Here is a 25183-nt window from a genome sequence, read left to right on the forward strand (position 1 = left end):
GCACTGCGCGCGTGGGTGCGCGCAACAGTGGCCATCGTGTTTTCGATCAGGAGCGAGCGTGATTATTTCCAGCCAGTTAACCAGGTTGAGCCTGGCGGGTGTGACTCTGGGATTGAGCCTGGGGTTGAGCCTTGCGGCGAGCGCGAGCGATGCGCCTGCGCCAACGAGCGCGGACATCCGCCGAACCAGTTTCGGCGTGCCGCACATCCGCGCCGACAACGAGCGCGGGCTGGGCTACGGCATCGGCTATGCCTACGCTCAGGACAACCTGTGCCTGCTGGCGAACGAGATCACTACGGTGAACGGCGAGCGTTCGCGCTATTTCGGACCGGACCAGTTCACCGTCGAGGCGCGTGAGAACCTGGTCAGCGATCTGTTCTTCACCTGGCTCAACACCCCGCAAGCCGTCGCCGCTTTCTGGCAGGCCCAGACTCCGCCGGTGCGTGAGTTGATTGAGGGTTATGTGGCAGGGTTCAACCGTTTCCTGAGCGAACGTCGTGCCCAGGGTCTGCCACAACAGTGCCAGGGCGATTGGGTGCGGGACATCACCCCGTCGGATCTGGTCAAGCTGACCCGGCGCCTGTTGGTCGAAGGTGGCGTCGGCCAGTTCGCCGAAGCCCTGGCCGGTGCCACGCCACCCCAAGCCGTGACCCGGGCGTCGAACGCCCAGGCAGCGTTCCAGGTGGCCGCCACGCGCATGCAACGGTTTGCCCTGGACCGCGGCAGTAACGCGGTTGCGATCGGCAGCGAACGGTCCTTTAACGGACGCGGCATGTTACTGGCCAATCCGCACTTCCCCTGGGTGGGCGGCATGCGTTTTTATCAGATGCACCTGACCATTCCCGGCAAACTGGACGTGATGGGCGCGGCGTTGCCCGGCCTGCCTTTGATCAACATCGGTTTCAATCAACATCTGGCCTGGACCCACACCGTGGATGCGTCCAGGCATTTCACGCTGTACCGCCTGCAACTCGACCCCAAGGATTCGACCCGTTACCTGCTCGACGGCCAGTCGTTGCCGATGGACCAGCAGACCGTGACGGTCAACGTCAGGCAGGCGGACGGGCAGGTCCGGGCGATTTCCCGTGTGGTCTACAGCTCGAAGTTCGGTCCGGTGGTGCAATGGCCGGGAAAACTCGATTGGGATCATCAGTACGCCTTCAGCCTGCGCGACGCCAACCTGGATAACGATCGCGTCCTGCAGCAGTGGTACGCGATGAACCGCGCCGAAAACCTCAAGGATTTCCAGGATTCGGTGCACAGGATCCAGGGCATTCCGTGGGTCAACACCCTGGCGGCGGACGATCAGGGGCAGACGCTGTACATGAACCTCTCGGTGGTGCCCAACGTCAGCGTCGACAAGCTGGCGCAGTGCAGCGATCCGCGGATCGGTCTGCAGATGATCATTCTTGACGGTTCCAGCAGTGCCTGTGCCTGGGACATCGACCCGCAGGCGCCACAACAGGGCATCTATGCGGCGGACAAGTTGCCGCAGCTGCTGCGCAAGGACTTTGTCCAGCACTCCAATGATTCGGCGTGGATGGCCAATCCGGCGCAACCGCTGACCGGCTATTCGCCGCTGATCAGCCAGGATGGCCAGCCTTTGGGCCTGCGTTCACGCTTTGCCCTGGACCGTTTGAGCACGCTGGCCGAGGCCGGCAAGGTCGCGGTGGCGGACTTGCAGCACATGGTCATGGACGATCAGGTCTATCAGGCGGCTCAAGTGATGCCGGACCTGCTGCAATTCTGCGCGGCGGATCTCGGTGCCGATGCCAAAACCCTCGCGCCACTGTGTGCCAGCCTCAAGACCTGGGACCGCAAGGCCAACCTGGGCAGCGGTCTGGGTTTTGTGCACTTCCAGAATGTCATGGAGGCATTGGAGTCGGTGCCGGACGTATGGCGCGTGGCGTTCGATCCGCAGGACCCGCAACACACCCCGAGTGGACTCGCCGTCGATCACCCGTCAGTGGCCAAGGCGCTACGCACAGCGATGCTGGCTTCGGCTGAGCAGGTCAAGGCGTCAGGCCTCAAGCCGGACACTCGATGGGGCGACATCCAGGTGGTCAGCAGCGGCGGGCAACAGACGCCGATCCATGGCGGGCCGGGCACGCTGGGTGTCTACAACGCGATCCAGAGCGTGCCGCGCAGCGATGGCAAGCGCGAGGTGGTCAGTGGCACCAGTTACCTGCAAGTGGTGACCTTCGACGAAAACGGACCGCAAGCCAAGGGGCTGCTGGCGTTCTCGTTGTCGAGTGACCCTGCTTCGAAATTTTCACGGGATCAGACCCAGGCCTTTTCGCAGAAGCAATGGAGCGTGCTGCCCTTCACCGAACAGCAGATCACGTCCGATCCGCAGTATCAGGTACAGACGATCCGCCAGCAGGATGCCAAGGTCGCCGCGCATTGAGGTAGTGGGGTTTTACTGGAACGCTGAAGGCCGCACCCCGCAAGGGTGGCGGCCTTTTCAGCTTTTCGGGGTCTTTTGCGGGATCGCGTTGACCACCAGATTGCCATTGTCATTGCGGGTCAGGTAGACCGGCAGGACTCGCGGCAGGGACTTCACCAGGCCGTTGATCTCTTTGATGTTGTAGATGCCACCGATATGGATCGAACCGGTGCTGTTGTCGGCGACCATCAGCGGTTTGTCCAGGTAGCGATTGATCAATGGCAGCGCATCGCTCAGCGCCAGATCGTCGAGCACCAGCTTGCCCTGGCGCCAGGCCAGCGAACTGTCATTGTCGTAGGTCTGGCTGATGCGGGGAGTGAAGTCGCCGCCGCGATAACTGGCCTGCATCGCCGGGTCGAGACGCAAACCATCGCCGGGCAGGTCGGTGTTGCTGCTGACCAGTACCGAACCCTCGATCAGATTGACCTTGACCTGGTCTTCATACATCCAGACGTTGAATTGGGTGCCGGTCACGCGAATCTTGCCTTCGGCCGCCTTGACCACAAAAGGATGGCGGGTGTCATGGCTGACCTTGAAAAAGGCTTCGCCTTTCTTCAGCGTGACTTGCCGCTGATCCTTGTAGTTGCTGTACGTCAGCTCGCTGCCCAGGTTCAGCTCAACCTGGCTGCCATCTTTCAAAGTGACCGTACGAACATTGTCGGTGGCTTCGAAATGCTGGTACGCGTTCGGTACCCAACCCAGGTGCCAGCCGCCATAACCGGCCAGCGGCAGAGCCAGGGCACAGACTGCCGCGGCAATGGCCAGGCGGCGCCACGGAGCTTCGGGTTGCGGGCGAGCCAGCGGCAGGACGGGTGCGGGGCGGGGCAGGTCGCCGGCGACATCCCATATTTCCAGCATCGCTTCGTATTCGAAGGCATGGAGCGGATGCGCATTTCGCCATTGTTCGAACGCCTGGCGCTCCTGCGTTGTGCAGTCATTGGCGTGCAGACGCATACACCAATGCGCAGCGGCATCGGTGATGGCGTCGTATTCGGCTTCCGAGAGCGTGTGTTCGGTCATTGGCTCATCCTGATTTCGTGCATTCTAACCTTGGGGGCAGTCTGCGAGAACATCAGTCATGGCATTTAACTATCAATGTGTAACTTTTTTTCAACGCCTTGCCTCTGGAATCTCTGCTGTCGGCGTAAAAACAATCAAACTGATTACCCCTGTACGGTCAGGGCCTTTGAGCTGCGCAGATCCGGGGATCTGCGCCCTGTGATTGGCGGATCAGGTTCCGGAGGCCGATGTGGCCGGCACCGGGTCCAGTTGCCGGCCCATTTCGCAGATCAGGAACGCGAGCGAATCGGCATTGTGCAAAATGACGTCCGTCCTGAAATTCGCATTTTGCCCGTCCAGGAATGCATCCCTTGCCCTCTCCATGGTCCTGCTGCCCGTTAACCTCAGAATGGCCTTGCCGACGTGATAAGAGTCCGGGATCGAATCCAGGCTGATCCACGATTGCAGGCTGCTGTTCCAACGCGCAAACAGTTCCTCCTTCGGCGTGTTCAGCGACAAGGCTTCGCGCTGGAATTTCAGTTGGGACTCTTTCATGGCTTCACCGTAGGCCGTGATCGGCGCTACCAGGTCGCTGAAAGGGCGCCGGGCTTCAAGGTACGCAATGTCCACGGCCGCGGAAAACAGGTGAGCGAATTCGTGTATCAGCGTGGCGGCCTGGCTGTGGCCGTCGACGTTGAAGGGCTCGGTCAGACAGGATTTGTACCAGTCGAGTTGTTGATCGAAGAACCTTTCGGTGAAATGCACGTGGCGCTGTCGGTCCTTGTCCAGGACAAACGCGATGAGGTTGTCCTGCGGGTCCCGGTTTGAACCCACGATAAAACGATGGGAGTTCATCCAGTCTTCATCGGGGTCGACCAGCGCGTTGCAGATGGGGAGGATGGCGTCCTTGATCTTGTCGAGCAGCGCTGCGTTGACCTGGCCGACACCAAAGAAGCCTTTGAGGAAGGTGTCCAGCCGGGTACCGGGGACGAATCTGCGCAGTTGCGTCATGTTGTGCAGGCTGTTGAACGCGTAATAGCGTGCCATGTCGATGGCCTGCACGATCATTCGGGCTTTTTCGGGATGCCTGGCGCGAATGTCTTCCATCCCCCGGGCCTCGATGTTCAGCACCTCCCTGGCGTCATGGGCATAGGCCAACTGGTTGTGCATTGTCGACATGGCCTTGCCGAAGTGCACCGTATGGATGTCCGGGTCGATCACCAGTTGCTTGTCTGGCGCAGTCAGCAATACCGGGCCTTGTTCCTTGTCCTTGATCATTCGCCAGGCCGGCCCGGTCTTGTCTACGCCGTAGACCTTGCCGGCGATGGGGGCGTAGGTTTTTTTGCTCGTCGCATCGAGGTAGGTGCCGTCAGCGTTGTTTTTCGTCAGGTTCTTGAGTTCGACCGTGGTTTCGAACGGTTGCAGCCGCGTACGCAGCGGTGCCGTCGAATCGATCTCGGACCACTTTGGCGCGATGACCGGTTTGGCGACCGGTGCGCCAGGGTTTTGCTGGGTTGCCTGGGCCGTGTCGGTCCATCCTTCGAGCGACAGCCTGCCCAATGAGATGAGTTGCGCCGCACCGGCGATGAACTCCTCCAGCGCAACTTTCCAGTGATGATCCTGCAGGGCTTCTGCGGAGTTGCGGGCATCCTTGTAGGCGTTCCAGAGAAACTGCGCATAAGCGAGTTTGCCCGGTAACAGGCCGAGGATGCGCTGGATGCCGGAGCCAAACAGGTGTTTGACGGCCTCCCAGTCCGCCTGGCTAGCCGCGTGTAGCTGGCTGCCAAGCATTTGCGACAGCAGTCGGGTGTTGTCGTGGAACAGCTGGGTGAGCAAGTTGCCGTCGATGGGGGTGGACCCGAGGGTGATCTCACTCGATTGCCCAACGGTCGAGCTGAACAGGTTGCGGAAGGCGGACTGCTCGCTGTCCGGCAGGCGCCGTAGCAACATGTCCTGCAAGGAGCCCGGGGTGTTCAGCGCCGAGACAAGGCTGGCCTCAGTGTCGAACTCGATAAAAGGCGAGCCGCCAGGGTGGTAAGGGGCATAGAGGATCTGCGGCCCGGCCTTTGCGTTGCCGGGGCCAACCAGGTACAGGCCCAACGCTTTGACCGCGGCGGCGCCGGTGGTCTTGATCAGCTCCAGTGGCCGGGCAATCGCCTGTGCTCCCTGCACGGTTGCCCGGGCGGTGGCGTCCGGCATGTCGAGCACCTGTCGCAGCAAATCGAACGCGCTGCCGGATAGCCGTTGCAGCAGCTTCAGCTCGTGGGCGTGTTGCAGCAGTTGCCAGGGCAGTTGTTTGACGAAACGCTGCATCCGGCTTTCGGCGTCGGCCGTTGTACCGGACAACGTCTGCGTTACCAGTGCTGCGTAGTTTTGCACAATGTTCAAAGATTGCAGCAGTTGACGGACTGTGGCCTGGTCCAGCCCCTCGGGCAGTGCCTGGGTGGTTGTCGAGGAAACCTGGAATCCGGAGCCTTGCGCGACATTGACATGGTTCAGGGCGAACTCGGTAAGGCTGCGGGCGGGACCGGTCAGGTTGAGGTCGGGGATGATTTGAATATCGTCGGGGTCCAGCGTAATGGCCGGGAAGCGATTGCCGAGCAAGGTCGTCAGCCGTCCATGCACATACGACCTGAGGGGTGTGATCCCGTGCAGGTAGTCTTTGTCCTCCTCGACGCTGTTGCGGTATTGCTCCAGCAGCTCAACGTGCAGCCGCTGATCTTCAAGCGGGGCCATTCCAAGCCATGCGGGCAGTGACTGTTGCAGGGTGATCGCCCGGGCAATCGAGGAGGCTCTGCGCAAATGGGTGTTGATCCCGGCGGTGGTGAGCGCTTTCAGCGCCTTTTTCCGCTTCGTGTCGTTCAGTTCCAGGCTGCGCGCGTGTTCGCAGCGAGCCAGAAAGTGATCGATGGATGATCGTGCGACCTGCTCCAGTACTGAGCCTTCAATCAGCCGCAGCGGACCCAGCGAGTAGCGTTGGTGGAAGACGCGTTGGCTCGGGTTGAGGTTTTCCAGTAGCGCCATGCGTTGTTGCGGGTCGAGCAGGCGCCGGTTCAGTTCTTGCCTGGCACGGCTGATGTTGTCAAACACCTCCAGCCCCTCGGCGGGCGTCCACAGGATCGTCCGGCCGGAATGCGAGGGGTCGAGTCCGCCGCGCTCGGTCAGGAGCAGGCAATGGGCAAGCGGCAGGACATCCCGCACACCGGAGCGCTCAAGGGTCAGCGAATAAGCGTCGGGCCGGAACCCCTTCAAGGAGCGACGGTTATGTCTGTCGGCCTGATCCGGGTTGAACACCGTATCGACGATGGCCCGGTCCGCATCCGTGAATGTCGCGCTGAGGGTGCGCAGGCTGGCCTCGCCGCGGATGCCGACGGAAAGCGCATGGGCCAGGCGCGGCTGCAGGTTTTCCAGGTAGACCCGCTGCAACGCCAGTGAAGTGATCGGTTGTGCGGCGAAGTCGGCGTTGATCAGCGTTTCGATGTCACTGAAGCTCTTGACGAACGCTGCCGCCGTATCGGCCAGCACCATGGACGGCTGCTGGTCACCGGACAACACCGGCCGCGTGCTCCAGCGTCCGTCAGTCTCCAGCTTCAGCAGCCGCTCGTTGATCATCGAACGGATATCCAGCGCCTTGTCGAACAGGGCGTGGATGTCGACGGCACCGTCACTGTGGCGGAACACCTGCAGGCTGTATTCGGTGTTCTGCAGTTGCTTGGTGACGATGGCGTCGAAGAGCTTGTTGAAGATCGCGCCGGAGATCGCTTCCCCGGTCACATTCGGCCGGTCAAAACCAATGAATCGCTGGCGTTCGTCCAGGCTCAGCAGGCCATAGAGTTCGTCCTCGTGACCTGCTACGCCAAACTTGCTGCGCACGGTGTCGCGCAAGTCCTGATAGTCCTTGAGTACCTGCAAACCTTCGGTGGGCGTGTAGAGAAACGCATGACTGGCGCTGACCATCAGTGAACCGGACAACTCGACGTAATTGGCCGGGTACTCCCAGAGGCGCACGGTTTCGATCGTCATCGATTTGTTCGTCCGGCTGGCCGTCGAGATCAGCGCATGCAGATCCTGGCTTTGCTCCGGGGTGATGATCCCGGCTTCGCGCTTGAGCAGCAGTTGCACACGAGCCTGATCGGCGATGGCACGGCCGAAGAGTGCGCGACGGGATGCGCCATTGGCGCTCGCTGCGTCCCAATAGTGCTCGAGCTGCCCGATCAGCAGGCTGACCAGCTTGCGCGAGACTGTCGTGACCGCCGTCTCCCAGTGTCCCTGGTCTGCGTTTACCGGGGACTTTTTCGGGTGGGAAAATTCATGGGCCTGCCCGGAGGGCCAACGCTGATGGCGATAGTGCAGGAGCACGGCGTCACTCAGCGACAGGGAATTGACCCACGGTCGCGCCGGACGACTTGCGTCCTCGTTCCCTGCAGTCGCGGCCAGATAGAAATTCACCCGGGTCTGGCTCTGATCCACGCCGGGAAAAGACGCCGTCAGTTGTTCAGCCAGCAATGCATCGAGCAGCGACGTCAGGGACGGTAGCGCCTTGAGTTCATCGAGCAGGGCCAGGTCGTTGAGTTGCTGATGGCGGGAGAGGGTGTTGCGCTGGTCCTCGAACACGTCACCTGCAATGGTTTGAAACTCCAGCCCGATATCGTCGGCAGCCACCACCGTCTTGCGTTGTGACAGCGCCATGAAGGCCAGCAGTTCATCGTCTTCGTTGGCTGCTTTGAGGCGTGCCGCCAGATGTTCGGTCAGGACCGAGCGACTGGTGAACTTCTGTATGCCGGCGTAGGGGGTGTAGAGAATCACGCCGTTGTCATCCGGCGTCGCGGTCAGCAAAAAACTGCCGGCCAGTGCCACGGGTTCCTGGCCAGGGATCTTCAGCAGGATTTTTTTTGCCAGCATGGGCGGCGTCTGCTCATCGCGCAGGGCCTGGCTGGCCAGTTCGATATGGCGGAACCATTCGAAATCCTTTTGCGCCAGCCCGTGGGTTTGGCCCAGTTCTCGCCAGAGGCCGGGCATCGTCAGTGCTTCGGGGAAAAACAGCGGAGTTATTGGTGTAGACATCGTCGAGTCTCGTTCAAGGGGCCACTCAAGGGCGCCTGTGGGTTGAGCATCGAGACTAAAAGCCGGTGCGTTGATGCCGGTGGTAAATAGATAACGCACGGGGCGTGGGCATTGGTGACACGGATATACCTCATCGCCCCCTCAGCCAAAGGTTGACAGGTCGCTCGTCGCGCGTTGTTAATCGGCGGGTCTTTGTACGCTGTTGTTCCCTCCAATAATCATTCTGGAGCTTCAGATGTCTGCGCCACACGATCACACCTCTACTGCCGTCTCGTCACACCTGTCACTCGAAGCGCTGAGCGCTTTGCTGGAAAAGATTTTTCTGCGTCATGGCACCTCCGCCGAGGTTGCCAGGGTGCTGGCGCAAAACTGCGCCGGCGCCGAGCGCGATGGCGCCCACAGTCATGGGGTATTCCGGATCCCGGGTTATGTTTCGACGCTGCAAAGCGGCTGGGTCAATGGCCGGGCCGTTCCGGTGGTCGAAGATGTGGCTTCGGGATTTGTGCGGGTCGATGCCGATAACGGTTTTGCGCAACCGGCCCTGGCGGCGGCACGCGAATTACTGGTGCAGAAAGCCCGAAGTGCCGGCATTGCGGTGCTGGCGATCCGTAATTCGCACCATTTCGCGGCCTTGTGGCCGGATGTCGAACCCTTCGCGTATGAAGGGCTGGTGGCGTTGAGCGTGGTCAACAGCATGACCTGCGTGGTGCCCCACGGTGCCGATCGACCACTGTTCGGTACCAATCCGATTGCCTTCGCCGCGCCGCGGGCTGACGGTGAACCGATTGTCTTCGACCTCGCCACCAGCGCCATTGCCCATGGCGACGTGCAAATTGCCGCACGCCAGGGCGAACGCTTGCCGGAGGGGATGGGCGTAGACAGCCTCGGCCAGCCGACTACCGACCCGAAAGCGATTCTTGAGGGCGGCGCGTTGCTGCCTTTTGGCGGACACAAGGGCTCGGCGTTGTCGATGATGGTCGAGTTGCTCGCGGCGGCACTGACCGGCGGCAATTTTTCCTTCGAGTTCGACTGGAACAACCACCCAGGCGCCAAGACGCCCTGGACGGGCCAATTGCTGATCGTGATCGATCCGGACAAGGCAGCGGGGCAAAGTTTTGCCCAACGCAGCCAGGAACTGGTGCGGCAAATGCACGGTGTCGGCCTGAAACGTTTGCCGGGTGACCGGCGTCATCATCAGCGCGCCAGGTCGCTGGCCAATGGCATTGAACTGGATGCCCGGACGCTGGCGAACCTGCGGGAGCTGGCGGGGGAGTGATTCGGGGTATTGGCAAATAATGTCTAATTAACGCAACCCCTGTAGGAGCGAGCCTGCTCGCGATGGTCGTTAACGATTACGCGGGAAATCTGATTCCCCGCGGTGCCCTCAAGTCCATCGCGAGCAGGCTCGCTCCTACAGGGTTTGCGTTTTTTGATCGGAACGCTCAGCGACGCCCCAGCAACAACCCCACCACCAGGCCGAACCCGGCGGAAATCGCCACGGTTTGCCATGGATGCCCGCCGATATAGGTTTCAGTGGCCTCGACCGCCGGCAGGGTGCGGTTGCGCACGCTGGTCACCGAATCCCTGGCCTGCTGAAGTTTCAGGGCGATTTGTCCGCGAAGGGTGTCCGCTTCTTCCCCGACCAGTGAGGCGCTGCTTTTCAGCAGTTTTTCCGACTCTTCGATCAACGATTGAAGTTCGCTGAACGCTTGATCCTTGATTTGATCTTCGGCAGCTTGCGCGGCGGTTTTGCGGGCCATTGAAGTACTCCTTGCGGGTAAGTGGGCAGTGAACAATGGAGTCTGCGGCCGTCGGAAAAGTTGCAGCTATTTTGCCCGGGAAGGTCATCTTGCTGAAAAACCGGCGCAGGACATTTCGCCCTACAGTGTAAGATGTCGCCAATTTTACGCAGCAGGAAATTCCCATGAGCTTCAATCTGGCCGACAAACCCCTCGCCGAGCGCGCTGCGCTTGAAGACGAGAAATCCCGTCTGTTCGAACTCTGGCAAAACAACCTGGGCAAAGCCAAGGGCGAGGCCGCACGGTTGTTTGGTGAACGGGCCAAGCGCAAAGGCAAGTGGGCCGAATGGGTGCGCGCCGAACTGGACGGCATGTCGCCCCCGGAATACGCCAACATGGTGCGCAGTGAAGTCAATCGCCTGATGGCGGCCAAGTAGGAGCTGCCGAAGGCTGCGATCTTTTGATCTTGATCTTGTTGTCCAGCCTCCGCCTAAGAGAAAACAGCAAAAGATCGCAGCCTGCGGCAGCTCCTACGAGAAAGCGGCGACAATCGCCTCGCGCACTTTCAACACGACCGGGTCAAGCTGGGTGCTGGTGCGCCAGCCCAGTTCGATCGGGTAGCGCGGCAAGGCCAAGGGGCAGGGCAGCAGTGCCAGGCCGCTGAGCGTCGCGATGCTTCGGGCGGCATGGGCCGGAATGGTCGCCACGGCCTGGCTGCCCTTGAGCAAATGCGGCAGCGCGGCAAAATGCGTGGTCGAGGCGCACACCCGTCGACTCAGGCCCAGCGCCGCCAATCCTTCATCGGTAATCCCGATAAAACCGCCGGACGACACCAGGATGTGCTCGCGGGCCACAAACTCCTCAAGACTGATGCTGTGCTGGCCCTCGACCAGGCTCGACGGGTCCGCCAGGCACAGATAACCCCCTTCTCCCAGCACCTGGCGGCTAAGCAGCCGCTCGGCAAACCCGCCCGCGGTGATCGCCAGGTCAATGCTGCGCTCCATCAACGCCTGGGCAACGATCTGGCTGTGGGTCTGGCGAAAAATCAGGCGCAACTTCGGCGCGCTCCGGGCGATTTCCTCGATCAGTCGTCGGCCGTAGGCAATTTCGAAATCGTCCGACATTCCCACGGTGACCGAGCGACCTTCGTACTGCTGCGCAGCCGGGTCGACCATCGCCAGGCTCTGCCGGCATTTGTTCAGGGCCTCGCTGACCACCGGCTTGAGCTGATTGGCCTTGAGCGAAGGCGCCAGGCCGCGCCCGGTGCGCACGAACAGTTGATCGCCATACACCTCGCGCAACCGGCGCAAGGCTGCACTGACCGCCGATTGCGTCACGCCCAGGCGCAAGGCGGCACGGCTGGCGCTGGACTCTTCGTGCAGCGCTTCGAAGACTTTGAGCAGGTTGAGGTCGATGTTGGTGATATTCATCTGGTTCATATCATTCAGCAGTGAATCGGTCTTTATTGATGATCACGTGGCGCCAGAGAATGAGCAACCCCTGATGCGAATGGAGATTTCGTGATGCCCAAATCAATCGTTGCGGCCTTGCAGATTGGCGCCTTGCCCGGTGGCAAGGCCGACACCCTGGAACAGATCCTGTCCTTTGAACACGCAATCATCGAATCCGGCGCCGCGCTGGTGGTCATGCCGGAAGCGCTGCTGGGTGGTTATCCCAAAGGCGAGGGTTTTGGCACCCAGCTTGGTTTTCGGCTGGCGCAAGGTCGCGAAGCCTTTGCCCGCTATTTTGCCAACGCCATCGACGTGCCCGGCGCGGAAACCGAGGCGCTGGCCGGCCTGTCCGCACGCACCGGGGCGAATCTGGTGATCGGCGTCATCGAACGCGCCGGTAGTACTTTGTACTGCACGGCCTTGCACTTTGATCCGCAGGCCGGGCTGCTGGCCAAACACCGCAAATTGATGCCCACCGGTACCGAACGACTGATCTGGGGCAAGGGCGATGGTTCGACGTTGCCGGTGATCGACAGCCAGGTCGGGCGCATCGGTGCGGTGGTGTGCTGGGAAAACATGATGCCGCTGCTGCGCACGGCGATGTACGCCAAGGGCGTGGAGGTGTGGTGCGCGCCGACTGTGGACGAACGGGAAATGTGGCAGGTTAGCATGCGCCACATCGCCCATGAGGGGCGTTGTTTCGTGGTCAGCGCCTGTCAGGTCCAGGCGTCGCCCCAGGCCCTGGGCCTGGACATCGCCAACTGGCCGGCGGATCGGCCTTTGATCGCCGGTGGCAGCGTGATCGTAGGGCCCATGGGCGACATCCTTGCCGGACCGTTGCGAGATGGCCCCGGTCTGCTGACCGCGCAGATCGACACTGATGACCTGGTGCGCGCCCGCTACGACTATGACGTGGTCGGTCACTACGCTCGCCCGGATGTGTTCGAGCTGACCGTGGACGAGCGCGCTAAACCGGGGGTGCGCTTCACTTCCTGATACCTGAGGGCTTTGGCCAAACCAGTCAGGCAACTTGATAACTTTGACCATTGCCCGCCACCCCTGGCAGAGCGAGTATTTCCCTGTTGATTACGGTTCCCCCCAACCTAATAAGAAACACAGGGATTCTGGCAATGCGCGATTACTTGTCTGCTACAGATCAGTTCAACTATCAGCACACCGTCGACGCCGCACTCGCAGGCGATCTGACGGCGCTCAACGCCTGCGTCGAATGCTGTGACCGGCATGCCTTGCCGGGTCGCATCGCGCTGTTCTGGGAGGGGCGCGACGGCGCCAGTGCGAGCTACACCTTCACTGATTTGCAGGACAAGGCCGCGCGTTTCGCCAATTACCTGCTGGGCCAGGGCGTGAAGAAGGGCGACAAGGTCGCCGGCCTGCTGCCACGCAACATCGAATTGCTGATCACCGTGTTCGCCGCCTGGCGCATCGGCGCGGTGTATCAACCGCTGTTTACCGCGTTCGGCCCCAAAGCCATCGAGCACCGCCTGAGCTGCTCTGGTGCCAAAGTGGTGGTGACCGATGCGGTGAACCGGCCGAAACTCGCCGAAGTCCCCGACTGCCCGAGCATCGTTACTGTCACTGGTCCTAAAGGGCAGGGCCTGATGCGTGGCGATAGCAGTTTCTGGGCCGAACTGGCCAACTATTCCGCCCACTGCGAACCCGTGCTGCTGACTGGCGAAGATCCGTTCCTGATGATGTTCACCTCGGGCACCACCGGCCCGTCGAAAGCGCTGCCTGTGCCGCTCAAGGCCATCGTTGCGTTCAAGAGCTACATCCGCGACGCGGTTGACCTGCGCCCGGAAGACGCCTTCTGGAACGTCGCCGATCCGGGTTGGGCCTACGGCATTTACTACGGTGTCACCGGGCCCATGTCGATGGGGCATCCGATCACCTTTTACGATGGCCCGTTCACCCTCGAAAGCACCTGCCGGGTAATCAACAAGTACGGGATCACCAACCTCACGGGTTCGCCGACGGCCTACCGTTTGCTGATTGCCGGCGGCAATGAGTTCGCCAGGTCGATCAAGGGCAAGCTGCGCATCGTCAGCAGCGCCGGCGAGCCGCTGAACCCGGAAGTGATCCGCTGGTTCGCCGACAACCTCGACGTGGTCATCCACGACCACTACGGCCAGACCGAGCTGGGCATGGTGCTGTGCAACCACCACGGCCTTGAACACCCGATTCACATGGGCGCCGCCGGTTTTGCCTCGCCGGGCCACCGCATTGCGGTCCTCGATGACGAATACAAGGAACTCGGTGTTGGCCAGCCCGGCATCCTGGCCATTGACCGCAGCCAGTCGCCGATGTGCTGGTTCGCCGGCTACGAAGGCGGGCCGACCAAGGCCTTTGTCGGCCACTACTACTTGAGTGGCGACACCGTCGAGTGGAACCCGGACGGCAGCATCAGCTTCGTCGGTCGCAGCGATGACGTGATCACCACCTCCGGCTACCGGGTCGGCCCGTTCGACGTGGAAAGTGCGCTGATCGAACACCCGGCCGTGGTCGAGGCCGCCGTGGTCGGCAAGCCCGATCCGGAGCGTACCGAACTGGTCAAGGCGTTCGTCGTGCTCAGCCCGCAATACCGCGCAGAACCTGCGTTGGCCGAAGAGCTGCGTCAGCACGTGCGCAAGCGCCTGGCGGCGCATTCCTACCCCCGTGAAATCGAATTTGTCAGCGAGTTGCCGAAAACCCCAAGCGGCAAATTGCAGCGCTTTATCTTGCGCAACCAGGAAATCGCCAAGGCTCAAGAGGCTGCGGCGAAGAACCTTCCAGCTTGAAAGGGAAACAATGATGCAGATCGAGAACAAGATTTTTATCGTCACCGGTGGCGCTTCCGGCCTCGGTGCAGCGACGGCCGAGGTACTGGTCGCCGCGGGCGCGAAAGTGATGCTGGTGGACATGAACGCCGAGGCCGTTGCCGCCCAGGCCCAGCGCCTTGGCGCCCACAGCGTGGTGGCGGACATCAGCAACGAAGCGGCGGCCGAAGCGGCCGTGCAGGCGACGGTCGAAGCCTTTGGCGGCCTCAATGGCCTGGTCAATTGCGCCGGCATCGTGCGTGGCGAGAAGATCCTCGGCAAGAACGGTCCGCACTTGCTGTCCAGTTTCAGCCAGGTGATCAACGTCAACCTGATCGGCAGCTTCAACATGCTGCGCCTTGCGGCAGCGGCGATTGCGCAAACCGAAGCGGATGCCGATGGCGAGCGCGGCGTGATCATCAACACCGCGTCTGCCGCGGCATACGACGGGCAGATCGGTCAGGCGGCCTACTCGGCGTCCAAAGGGGCCATCGTCAGCCTGACGTTGCCGGCGGCCCGTGAACTGGCGCGCTTCGGTATCCGCGTGATGACCATCGCCCCGGGCATTTTCGAGACGCCGATGATGGCCGGCATGACCCAGGAAGTTCGAGATTCCCTGGCCGCTGGCGTGCCATTCCCGCCGCGTTTGGGCAAACCGGGCGAGTATGCCGGGCTGGTGAAGCATATTATTGAAAACAGCATGCTCAACGGCGAGGTGATCCGTCTCGACGGTGCCTTGCGCATGGCCGCCAAATAAGGAGGATTTGTCATGACACTGTCCAACGATCCGATTGTAATCGTCAGCGCCGTCCGCACCCCCATGGGTGGGTTCCAGGGCGAACTGAAAAGCCTGACCGCACCGCAACTGGGTGCTGCCGCGATCAAAGCCGCCGTTGAACGTGCCGGCGTTTCCAGTGACGGCATCGACGAAGTGCTGTTCGGCTGCGTACTGCCGGCAGGCCTTGGCCAGGCCCCTGCGCGCCAGGCGGCACTGGGTGCCGGGCTGGATAAATCGACCCGCTGCACCACGCTGAACAAGATGTGCGGTTCGGGCATGGAAGCGGCGATCCTGGCCCACGACATGCTGGTGGCCGGCAGTGCCGACGTGGTGGTCGCCGGTGGCATGGAAAGCATGTCCAACGCGCCTTACCTGCTGGACCGCGCCCGTGCCGGTTACCGCATGGGCCATGGGCGGGTGCAGGACTCGATGTTCCTGGACGGCCTCGAAGACGCCTACGACAAGGGCCGCCTGATGGGCACCTTCGCCGAAGACTGCGCCGAAACCAACAGCTTCAGCCGTGAGGCCCAGGACGCGTTCGCCATCGCCTCGACCACCCGCGCGCAACAGGCGATCAGGGACGGCAGCTTCAAGGCCGAAATTGTCCCGCTCACCGTGACAGTCGGCAAAGAGCAGGTGGTGATCAGCAACGACGAGCAGCCGCCAAAAGCCAAACTGGACAAGATCGCTTCGTTGAAACCGGCGTTCCGCGAAGGCGGCACGGTGACGGCGGCCAACTCCAGTTCGATTTCCGACGGTGCGGCGGCATTGGTGCTGATGCGCCAGTCCCAGGCACAGAAACAAGGACTGAAGCCGCTGGCGGTGATCCATGGCCACGCCGCGTTCGCCGACACCCCGGGCCTGTTCCCGGTGGCGCCGATTGGCGCGATCAAGAAGCTGATGAAGAAAACCGGCTGGTCGCTCAATGACGTCGATCTGGTGGAAGTCAACGAAGCCTTCGCCGTCGTCGGCATGGCCGCGATGACTCACCTGGAAATCCCCCACGAGAAACTCAACGTGCACGGCGGCGCTTGCGCCTTGGGCCACCCGATCGGGGCGTCCGGTGCGCGGATTCTCGTGACCTTGCTGTCGGCCCTGCGCCAGAAAGGCCTGAAACGCGGCGTCGCGGCGATCTGCATCGGTGGCGGTGAAGCGACGGCGATGGCCGTGGAATGCCTGTATTAAGACCTCTGTAGGAGCTGCCGCAGGCTGCGATCTTTTGATTTTTTGGCAGTCTCGAAACCGCTAAAGAATCAAGGTCAAAAGATCGCAGGCTTCGCCAGCTCCTACAGGTGGCAATTAAATTCTAAGGATTCACCATGATCCCCAATGACGACCAGCAACAGATCCGCGACATGGCCCGGGACTTTGCCCAGGAACGGCTCAAACCCTTCGCCGCCGAGTGGGACCGCGAACACCGCTTCCCCAAGGAAGCCATCGGTGAGATGGCCGGTTTGGGCTTCTTCGGCATGTTGGTGCCGGAGCAGTGGGGCGGATGCGACACCGGTTACCTGGCCTACGCCATGGCACTGGAAGAAATCGCCGCCGGCGATGGCGCCTGTTCGACCATCATGAGCGTGCACAACTCCGTGGGTTGTGTGCCGATTCTCCACTACGGCAACGACGAGCAGAAGGAGCGCTTCCTCAAGCCGTTGGCCAGCGGCGCGATGCTCGGCGCTTTCGCCCTGACCGAGCCCCAGGCGGGTTCCGACGCCAGCGGCCTGAAAACCCGTGCGCGCCTGGAAGGCGACCACTACGTGCTCAACGGCTGCAAGCAGTTCATCACCTCCGGGCAGAATGCCGGGGTGGTGATCGTGTTTGCGGTGACCGACCCGAACGCCGGCAAGCGTGGCATCAGCGCGTTTATCGTACCGACCGATTCGCCGGGCTATAAAGTCGCGCGGGTCGAGGACAAGCTCGGCCAGCACGCGTCCGACACCTGCCAGATCCTCTTCGAAGACGTGAAGGTGCCGGTGGCCAACCGTTTGGGCGAGGAGGGCGAAGGCTACAGGATCGCCCTGGCCAACCTGGAAGGCGGCCGCGTCGGCATCGCCTCGCAATCGGTGGGCATGGCCCGTGCCGCGTTTGAAGCGGCCCGTGATTACGCCCGTGAGCGCGAGAGCTTCGGCAAGCCGATCATCGAGCATCAGGCCGTGGCGTTCCGCCTGGCGGACATGGCCACCCAGATCGCCGTGGCGCGGCAAATGGTGCACTACGCCGCCGCCCTGCGCGACAGTGGCCAGCCGGCCCTGGTCGAGGCATCGATGGCCAAGTTGTTCGCCTCGGAAATGGCCGAGAAGGTATGCTCTTCGGCGCTGCAAACCCTCGGCGGATATGGTTACCTCAACGACTTCCCGCTGGAGCGGATCTACCGCGACGTGCGGGTGTGCCAGATCTACGAAGGCACCAGCGACATTCAGCGCATGGTCATTTCGCGCAACCTATAAAAAAGCAGGCCCTGTGTAGGAGCTGCCGCAGGCTGCGATCTTTTGATCTTTAAAATCAAAGTCAAAAGATCGCAGCCTGCGGCAGCTCCTACAAGGGATCTGGCCTTATGTGAAACAGGAGTTGTTTATGAGCTACGAAACGATTTTGCTGGAAACCCACGGCCGTGTTGGTCTGATCACCCTCAACCGTCCTCAGGCGTTGAACGCGTTGAACGCGCAGATCGTCAGCGAACTGAACCAGGCCCTCGATGGATTCGAAGCGGATGCGAATATCGGCTGTATCGTCCTGACCGGTTCGAAAAAGGCGTTTGCCGCGGGTGCCGACATCAAGGAAATGGCCGAGCTGACCTACCCGCAGATCTACCTCGACGACCTGTTCAGCGACAGCGACCGCGTCGCCAACCGCCGCAAGCCGATCATCGCGGCAGTCAACGGTTTTGCCCTGGGCGGCGGCTGTGAGCTGGCGCTGATGTGCGATTTCATCCTGGCTGGCGACAACGCCAAGTTCGGCCAGCCGGAAATCAACCTCGGCGTGCTGCCGGGCATGGGCGGCACCCAACGCCTGACCCGCGCCGTGGGCAAGGCCAAGGCCATGGAAATGTGCCTGAGCGGTCGTTTGATCGATGCCGTGGAAGCGGAGCGTTGCGGCATTGTGGCGCGGATCGTGCCAAGCGACGAGCTGCTGGACGAAGCACTGAAAGTCGCGGCGTTGATCGCCAGGAAGTCGCTGCCGATTGCGATGATGGTCAAGGAAAGCGTCAACCGCGCCTTTGAAGTGAGCCTGGCCGAAGGCGTGCGCTTTGAGCGTCGGGTGTTCCATGCGGCGTTTGCGACGCAGGATCAGAAGGAAGGCATGGCGGCGTTCATTGCCAAGCGTGAGGCGGAGTTCGTCGGTAAGTAGTTCGTTTACCGCTAAAAGATCGCAGCCTTCGGCAGCTCCTACAGGGTCCGGGGTGTACACAACATGTGTGAACAACCGCGAACATTGTGGGAGCTGGCTTGCCAGCGATGCCTTTAAGGCTTCAAACCAGTTTACAGCCAAAAGATCGCAGCCTTCGGCAGCTCCTACAGGGCTTTGTGTAGGAGCTGCCGAAGGCTGCGATCTTTTGCTTTTAAACCAGGTAGTTCTTCAGTTCGCGGGCAATCACCATCCGCTGAATCTCGCTCGAGCCTTCGTAGATCTGCGTGATCCGCGCATCCCGGTAGTACTTCTCCACCGGATAGTCTTCCAGATACCCATACCCGCCATGAATCTGAATCGCGGACGAGCAGACCTTTTCCGCCATTTCCGACGCAAACAGCTTGGCCTGTGACGCCTCCGACAGGCAGGGCTTGCCGGCCGTACGCAGGCGCGCAGCGTGCAGGATCATCAAGCGTGCGGCGTTCAGCTGCATGTGCATGTCGGCCAGCAGGTTGGCGATGCTCTGGTGCTCATTGATCGTCTTGCCAAACTGCACCCGGTCACGGGAATAGGCCAGCGCCGCTTCGAACGCCGCGCGGGCGATGCCCAGTGCCTGGGCGGCGATGCCGATACGACCGCCTTCGAGGTTGGACAGGGCGATGGCCAGGCCTTTGCCGCGTTCACCCAGCAGATTGGCTTCGGGGATGGTGCAGTTGTTCAGGGTGACGGCGCAGGTGTCGGACGCGCGGATACCCATTTTGTGTTCAGTGCGGTCAACGATAAAACCGGCGGTATCGGTCGGCACCAGGAAGGCCGAGATGCCGCGTTTGCCCAGGTCCGGATCGGTCACGGCAAATACAATCGCCAGCTTGGCGCGCTTGCCGTTGCTGACGAATTGCTTGGCGCCGTTGATCACCCATTGGCCGTCGCGCAGTTCGGCGCGGGTGCGCAGGTTGTGCGCTTCGGAGCCGGCCTGGGGTTCGGTCAGGCAGAAGCAGCCGATGACCTTTCCGCTGGCCAGGTCCGCCAGCCAGGTCTGTTTCTGTTCTTCGCTGCCGTAGTTGAGCACCGGCCCGCAGCCCACGGAGTTGTGGATGCTCATAAAGGCGCCGGTCGCGCCGTCGCCGGCGGAAATCTCCTCTACCGCCAGCGCATAGGCCACGTAGTCGACATAGGTGCCGCCCCATTCCTCGGGGACCACCATGCCCAGCAGGCCCAGCTCACCCATCTTCGCCACCAGGCCGTCGTCGATCCAGCCGGCCTTTTCCCAGGCCTGGGCATGGGGCGCGATTTCGCCACGGGCAAAATCCCGGGCCATGTCGCGGATCATCACTTGCTCTTCGCTCAATTCGATATCGTGCATGGTTCAGCCCTCGTTCCGGTCAAACCCGCTGAAGAAGCTCGCCACGTGTTCGGCGTCCAGCGCCTGAAGAGTGGGCGGATTCCAGCGTGGTGTCTTGTCTTTGTCGATCAGCAAGGCGCGCACGCCTTCGATCAGGTCGCCGCGCTCGAACCACTGGCGGTCCAGGTGCAGCTCAAGGGCGAAACATTGTTCAAGGGGCAGCTCGCGTCCGCGACGGAGCATTTCCAGGGTGACGCCCATGGCCAGCGGCGAACGGGTTTCCAGCAGGTCGGCAGTAGTGACGGCCCACGCATGGCTGTCGGCGACCGTGACCTGACGCAGTTGCTCCACAATACTCGGCACGTCGGGTTGGGCGAAGAAGTGGTCGATGGCCGGACGCAACGCACTCAACGGCGCGTCGGGCAGTTGCTGCACGGCGAGTGTTGCCAGCAGGCCTTGCAGGTCCTTGAGCGGCGTGTCGTGCCATTCGAGCTGGTCGAGTTTTTCGTCCAGAGTGCCCAGTTTGTCGCTTTCGAGGTACCAGTCGGCCAGGCCGCAATACAGCGCATCGGCGGCACGAATCTGTACGCCGCTGACGCCCAGGTAAATCCCCAGCTCACCGGGAATGCGCGGCAGGAAGTAACTGCCGCCGACGTCCGGGAAATAGCCGATGCCGACTTCCGGCATCGCCAGACGGCTTTTTTCGGTGACCACGCGCAAGTCTGCGCCTTGCACCAGACCCATGCCGCCGCCAAGGACAAAACCGTCCATCAGCGCCAGCACCGGTTTGCGGTAATGGTGGATCGCGAGGTCGAGGGCGTATTCCTCGACGAAGAAATCTTCGTGCAGGGTGTCGCCGTTTTTGAAGCTGTCATGCAGCGAACGAATGTCGCCGCCGGCGCAGAAGGCTTTTTCGCCGGCACCGCGCAGGACCACCGCATGCACGTGCGGGTCTTGGGCCCAGGCGTCGAGCTGGCGCTGCAGGTTGCGCACCATGTCCAGGGTCAGGGCATTGAGGCCGGCGGGGCGGTTGAGGGTCAGGTGACCGATGTGGTTGCGAACCTCGGCCAGCACTTCGTTTTGCATGGCATCCATGGACAGCGTCCCCTTCGATGTAACCTGAGCAGTCATCACTAACTCCCTGCTTTTATTGTTCTTTATCGAGATGCTCGCGCGCGAGCGATGGCGGATCGTATCAGTGCAAATTTGCCGTGTACAAGTCGGATAAGTGCAGGTTATCTGTGCATTTTTGCATGTAGATGTCCGGCATTGTTACAGCGTAGACCACGGCGGATTCAGGCAAACGCCGCGAGCAGATCCTCTTCGAAGGCCTTCTGCGCATCACCGGCCACCTGCGCCCGGTGCCGGGCCAGGTGAAACGCGACGTCGAAACTCATGTCGCTGCGCCGCACCGACCGCAGCAATCCCTTGTCTTCCCAGGTGCGGGCGAAGTGGCTGGGCAGATAACCGACATGCTTGCCGGACAGGATGAAGGCGAGGGTACCTTCGACCTGTTCCGAACGGGCCGAACACCGCTCGCCCTGAAAGGGCTCGTCACTGCGCAGGAACCGGTAGGGGTGACCGACCCGGTCGCAGGCTTGCAGGTCCTCATCGTCCGGGTTCGCGTGGGTGAACAGTGGATGGCCGGGGGCGCAATACAGGTGCTGGGTTTCAATGAACAGTTCGCGGTAGTCAAACGCGCTTTGCACCTGCGAGAAGTAGCCGATGGCCAGGTCCAGCCGCTGTTGCAGCAGCAAGCGCTCCATCTCGCCGGGCATGGCGCTGATCAGCTCGATGCGCACCGATTCATCCCGTTCACGAAAGCGCCGGATCGCCTCGGCCACCCGCTGCAGCACCGATTGATCCAGCGCCTCGGACAGGCCAAGGCGCACTTCGCCGATCAAGCGCCCGGCGACGCCGTTGGATTGATGGCGGAAGGCTTCGATGGACTCGAACAGTCCACGGGTGGCGCTGAGGAGTTGTTCGCCCTTGGGCGTGATCCTGAACCCGCCTTTGCCGCGACTGCACAGCCGATAGCCGAGGCGGGTTTCCAGCTTGGCCATTTGCTGGCTGATGCTCGACTGGCTCAACCCCAGTTGGCCCTGGGCGGCGCTGAAACCGCCGCACTCCACCACGCTGACAAACAGACGCAACAGGTGCAGGTCCAGATCATGCAGTTGGCCGAGCATCAAACATTACTCCGTCATAAAGTCAGGTTAATTAACTTGATATTTCACCAATGTATCCGACGACGCATCCTGCAACCACTTCCTCTGGTCAGGTGTTCGTCATGGCTCCCATGTTCAAGCTGTGTTTACCCGCGTTATTCCTTGCCATGGCCGCATCGGCCCAGGCCGAGGACAAGGTGGTCAATCTGTACAGTTGGGCCGATTACGTCGCCCCCGAAACCCTGCAACGGTTCGAGCAGGAAACCGGCATTCATGTGCGCTATGACACCTTTGATTCTTCGGAAGTGCTGGAGACCAAGTTGCTCACCGGCGGCAGCGGTTATGACGTGGTGGTGCCGTCCTCCAGCGTGCTGGCCCGGGGCCTTGCCGCCGGGGCGCTGAAACCGATTCCCCACGAAGGCCTCAAGGGTTACGCCAACCTCGATCCGGATTTGCTGGAAAAGCTCGCCGCCGTCGATCCCGGCAACCGCTACGGAGTGCCTTACACCTGGGGCACCCTGGGTTTGGGCATGAACGTCGAGGCGCTCAAGCAGCGCTTGCCGGACGTACCGCTCAACAGCCTGGATCTGCTGTTCAAACCCGAGTACGCGAGCAAGTTGAAGGATTGCGGCATCGCCATTCTCGATTCGCCCCAGGAGGTGATCGGGCTCGCTCTGCATTACCTGGGTAAAGATCCCTACAGCACAGACAAGAACGATCTGTCAGCTGCCGAGGCGTTGCTGCATCAGCTGCAGCCGAACGTGTTGTACGTCGCCACCGGGCGGCAGATCAGCGACCTGGCCAATGGCAGCGTGTGCCTGGCGTTGACCTACAACGGTGACGCGAGCATGGCTGCCGACCAGGCGCGCAAGGCCAACAAACCCTATGAAATTGCCTACCGGATTCCCCGGGAGGGCACCCTCGTCTGGCAGGACAACCTGGCGATTCCAAAGGACGCGCCGCACCCCGAAGCCGCCCGTGCCTTTATCGAGTTCATGTTGCGCCCCGAGTCCGTGGCGGCACTGACCAACACCCTGTTTTTCGCCACGGCGAACCAGGCCGCCACGCCGCTGGTGGATGAAGCGGTGCGCACCGACCCGGACATCTATCCGTTGACCGATGTGCGCGAACGGCTGTACGCCGACCGCAGCATGAACCTCAAGGACCTGCGTCAGCGCACTCGCCTGTGGACCACTTTCCGTAGCCGCCAGTAAGAAAAAGACAAGGAGCCTTCAATGGACGTCCCGATGCAAAACGATCAAGCCCTTACCCGTGACAGCCTTTACGGCACGGCCGCCGAAAGTACCTACGCCGGCATCACCAGTTTCATGCGTCGCCGCTACAGCCGTGACTTGCGCGGGGTCGACGTGGCGGTCAGCGGTGTGCCGTTCGACACCGCCACCAGCAACCGCCCCGGCGCACGCTTCGGACCACGGGGCATTCGCGCCGCCTCCGCCGGGATCGCCTGGGAACGGCACTGGCCGTGGGCCTTCGATCCGTTCGATCATCTGGCGGTGATCGATTTCGGCGATTGCAATTTCGATTACGGTTCGCCGCAATCGACGCCGGAATGCATCGAGGCCCACGCCGAGCACATCCTCAACGCCGGCACGGCGATGCTGACCTTTGGCGGCGACCATTTCATCACCTATCCGCTGCTCAAGGCCCATGCCCGCAAGCACGGGGCATTGTCGCTGATCCACTTCGACGCCCACAGCGACACCTGGCCGGACGAAGAGGGCAAGCGCATCGACCACGGCACCATGTTCTGGCACGCGGCCAGGGAAGGGCTGGTCGACCCGTCGCGCTCGGTGCAAATCGGCTTGCGCACCACCAATGACGATCACCAGGGCTTTCAAGTGCTGGATGCGCGACAGGTGCATCGCCGTGGCTGCGAAGCGATTGTCGAGGCGATTCGCGCGCGGGTCGGCGATAACCCGGTGTACCTGACCTTCGACATCGACTGCCTCGATCCGGCATTCGCTCCGGGTACCGGAACACCGGTATGCGGCGGCCTGAGCACGGTGCAGGCGCTGGAGATCCTCGGCGGCCTGCGCGGAATCAATCTGGTGGGCATGGACGTGGTGGAAGTGGCGCCCGCCTATGACAGTGCGGAGATCACCTCACTGGCGGCGGCGACATTGGCGATGGAGATGTTGTGTCTGTATGCGGCCAGACATAAGGTCGATAAGTAGTACAGGGTCGAAATGTGGGAGCGGGCTTGCTCGCGAAAGCGGTGTGTCATTCAACGACAATGTCGACTGATACGACGCCTTCGCGAGCAAGCCCGCTCCCACAGATTTGTGTCAGGCCACTGGAACGATTGGCAAGTCGAGAATCCGGCCACCGCTGAACCGCGCGAACGAACCTGAGATGGATTCGTGCGGCACGCCTTTGGCCACTTCACTGACGCCGTTCAGTCGCGCCATTTGCTCAGCACTCAACTGCACATTCAGCGCCCCCAACGTGGCGTCCAACTGTTCACGTGTCCGTGAACCGAGGATCGGAATCAGCGCCGTAGTCGATCGCTTGGCCTTTTCCCGCAACCAGGCAATGGCCACGTGGGTCGGGCTGGCGTCGAGTTCTGCAGCGACGTCGATCAAGGTGTCGAGCAGGGCGGTTTCGCGGGCGCTTTTTTCAGCATGAATCAGCACGCCGAGCTTGTTCGCGCGGTTGTCGCCTTCGCTGTTGCGATATTTACCGGTCAGGAAGCCACCACCCAGTGGCGACCACAGCGTCGCGGCCAGGCCAAGGGCTTCGGCCATCGGCAGTTGTTCGCGCTCGGCGGTGCGTTCGGCGAGGCTGTACTCGACCTGGATCGCAGCGATCGGCGCAAAGCCACGTACTTCGGCCAGCAGGTCGGCGCGGGCGAAGCGCCACGCCTGGAACCACCCGCCGGCGATCACCTTGATCGTGTCATCCGTTCTTCCGTGCGCAGCTACGAAACAAGGCAGCAAGCGATCATTCACGGGCTTGAGTGCAGATGACAAGGCTGCTCTCGACTGACTGCTGGGCGACGAGGAAGTCGACCCGGA

Annotated in this window: 18 protein-coding genes and 1 pseudogene; 11 read left to right on the forward strand and 8 right to left on the reverse strand. The window is 61.7% G+C overall.

Annotation, left to right across the window (positions count from 1 at the left end):
* Positions 1–58 precede the first annotated feature (58 nt).
* Complete coding sequence (pvdQ, locus tag ACEN83_RS14045; protein WP_495580648.1) at positions 59–2407, forward strand: bifunctional acylase PvdQ; 2349 nt, start codon at positions 59–61, stop codon at positions 2405–2407.
* A gap of 57 nt (positions 2408–2464) precedes the next feature.
* Here pvdQ and ACEN83_RS14050 read toward each other — a convergent pair whose 3' ends face one another.
* A complete protein-coding gene (locus ACEN83_RS14050) occupies positions 2465–3466 on the reverse strand; it encodes a FecR family protein (protein ID WP_495580649.1) in 1002 nt (333 codons plus the stop codon).
* A gap of 210 nt (positions 3467–3676) precedes the next feature.
* Positions 3677–8509 (reverse strand): hypothetical protein, encoded by a 4833-nt coding sequence (locus ACEN83_RS14055; protein WP_495580650.1) that lies wholly within the window; start codon positions 8507–8509, stop codon positions 3677–3679.
* A gap of 235 nt (positions 8510–8744) precedes the next feature.
* On the opposite strand from ACEN83_RS14055, the gene ACEN83_RS14060 reads away from it, so the two are divergent.
* Positions 8745–9785: an Ldh family oxidoreductase gene (locus ACEN83_RS14060; protein ID WP_495580651.1), complete on the forward strand. Its 1041-nt coding sequence runs from the start codon at positions 8745–8747 to the stop codon at positions 9783–9785.
* 166 nt (positions 9786–9951) lie between these two features.
* On the opposite strand, the gene ACEN83_RS14065 is transcribed toward ACEN83_RS14060, so the two are convergent.
* Positions 9952–10269, reverse strand: a complete 318-nt coding sequence (locus tag ACEN83_RS14065; protein WP_015094973.1) for an ElaB/YgaM/YqjD family protein — start codon at positions 10267–10269, stop codon at positions 9952–9954.
* A gap of 164 nt (positions 10270–10433) precedes the next feature.
* Here ACEN83_RS14065 and ACEN83_RS14070 point away from each other — a divergent pair, with 164 nt between their 5' ends.
* A complete protein-coding gene (locus tag ACEN83_RS14070) occupies positions 10434–10685 on the forward strand; it encodes a hypothetical protein (protein ID WP_008054139.1) in 252 nt (83 codons plus the stop codon).
* 93 nt (positions 10686–10778) lie between these two features.
* On the opposite strand, the gene ACEN83_RS14075 is transcribed toward ACEN83_RS14070, so the two are convergent.
* Entirely contained in the window at positions 10779–11687 is a 909-nt protein-coding gene (locus tag ACEN83_RS14075; RefSeq protein ID WP_495580652.1) for a LysR family transcriptional regulator, read from the reverse strand.
* An 84-nt stretch (positions 11688–11771) separates the two neighbouring features.
* Between ACEN83_RS14075 and ACEN83_RS14080 the strand changes: the two genes are divergently transcribed.
* From ACEN83_RS14080 to ACEN83_RS14105, 6 genes are all read left to right on the forward strand, one after another.
* Positions 11772–12695 carry a carbon-nitrogen hydrolase family protein gene (locus ACEN83_RS14080; RefSeq protein WP_495580653.1) on the forward strand — a complete coding sequence of 308 codons (924 nt, stop codon included), beginning with the start codon at positions 11772–11774 and terminating at the stop codon, positions 12693–12695.
* Positions 12696–12829: 134 nt separating this feature from the next.
* Positions 12830–14494 carry an AMP-binding protein gene (locus ACEN83_RS14085; RefSeq protein ID WP_495580654.1) on the forward strand — a complete coding sequence of 555 codons (1665 nt, stop codon included), beginning with the start codon at positions 12830–12832 and terminating at the stop codon, positions 14492–14494.
* Positions 14495–14507: 13 nt separating this feature from the next.
* A complete protein-coding gene (locus ACEN83_RS14090; RefSeq protein WP_033047337.1) occupies positions 14508–15269 on the forward strand; it encodes an SDR family NAD(P)-dependent oxidoreductase in 762 nt (253 codons plus the stop codon).
* Positions 15270–15281: 12 nt separating this feature from the next.
* Positions 15282–16475, forward strand: coding sequence for an acetyl-CoA C-acyltransferase (locus tag ACEN83_RS14095; protein ID WP_495580655.1), 1194 nt, complete (start codon positions 15282–15284; stop codon positions 16473–16475).
* A gap of 134 nt (positions 16476–16609) precedes the next feature.
* Complete coding sequence (locus ACEN83_RS14100; protein WP_495580656.1) at positions 16610–17737, forward strand: acyl-CoA dehydrogenase; 1128 nt, start codon at positions 16610–16612, stop codon at positions 17735–17737.
* Positions 17738–17864: 127 nt separating this feature from the next.
* Positions 17865–18638 carry an enoyl-CoA hydratase gene (locus ACEN83_RS14105; protein ID WP_495580657.1) on the forward strand — a complete coding sequence of 258 codons (774 nt, stop codon included), beginning with the start codon at positions 17865–17867 and terminating at the stop codon, positions 18636–18638.
* A gap of 211 nt (positions 18639–18849) precedes the next feature.
* Here ACEN83_RS14105 and ACEN83_RS14110 read toward each other — a convergent pair whose 3' ends face one another.
* The 3 genes from ACEN83_RS14110 to ACEN83_RS14120 all read right to left on the reverse strand — a co-directional run bounded on the left by ACEN83_RS14110 (position 18850) and on the right by ACEN83_RS14120 (position 22169).
* Complete coding sequence (locus ACEN83_RS14110; protein WP_007970104.1) at positions 18850–20001, reverse strand: acyl-CoA dehydrogenase family protein; 1152 nt, start codon at positions 19999–20001, stop codon at positions 18850–18852.
* A 3-nt stretch (positions 20002–20004) separates the two neighbouring features.
* Positions 20005–21111, reverse strand: coding sequence for an enoyl-CoA hydratase/isomerase family protein (locus ACEN83_RS14115; protein ID WP_495580658.1), 1107 nt, complete (start codon positions 21109–21111; stop codon positions 20005–20007).
* 164 nt (positions 21112–21275) lie between these two features.
* Positions 21276–22169 (reverse strand): LysR family transcriptional regulator, encoded by an 894-nt coding sequence (locus ACEN83_RS14120; protein WP_495580659.1) that lies wholly within the window; start codon positions 22167–22169, stop codon positions 21276–21278.
* Positions 22170–22270: 101 nt separating this feature from the next.
* Here ACEN83_RS14120 and ACEN83_RS14125 point away from each other — a divergent pair, with 101 nt between their 5' ends.
* Together ACEN83_RS14125 and speB are read left to right on the forward strand one after the other, a co-directional pair.
* Positions 22271–23362 (forward strand): polyamine ABC transporter substrate-binding protein, encoded by a 1092-nt coding sequence (locus ACEN83_RS14125; RefSeq protein ID WP_495580660.1) that lies wholly within the window; start codon positions 22271–22273, stop codon positions 23360–23362.
* A gap of 21 nt (positions 23363–23383) precedes the next feature.
* A complete protein-coding gene (gene speB / locus ACEN83_RS14130; RefSeq protein ID WP_495580661.1) occupies positions 23384–24343 on the forward strand; it encodes an agmatinase in 960 nt (319 codons plus the stop codon).
* 111 nt (positions 24344–24454) lie between these two features.
* Here speB and ACEN83_RS14135 read toward each other — a convergent pair.
* Positions 24455–25036: pseudogene (locus tag ACEN83_RS14135) on the reverse strand (aldo/keto reductase); the annotation flags it as partial.
* Positions 25037–25183: the final 147 nt, after the last annotated feature.

It is taken from the genome of Pseudomonas sp. Pseusp49 (assembly GCF_059491875.1).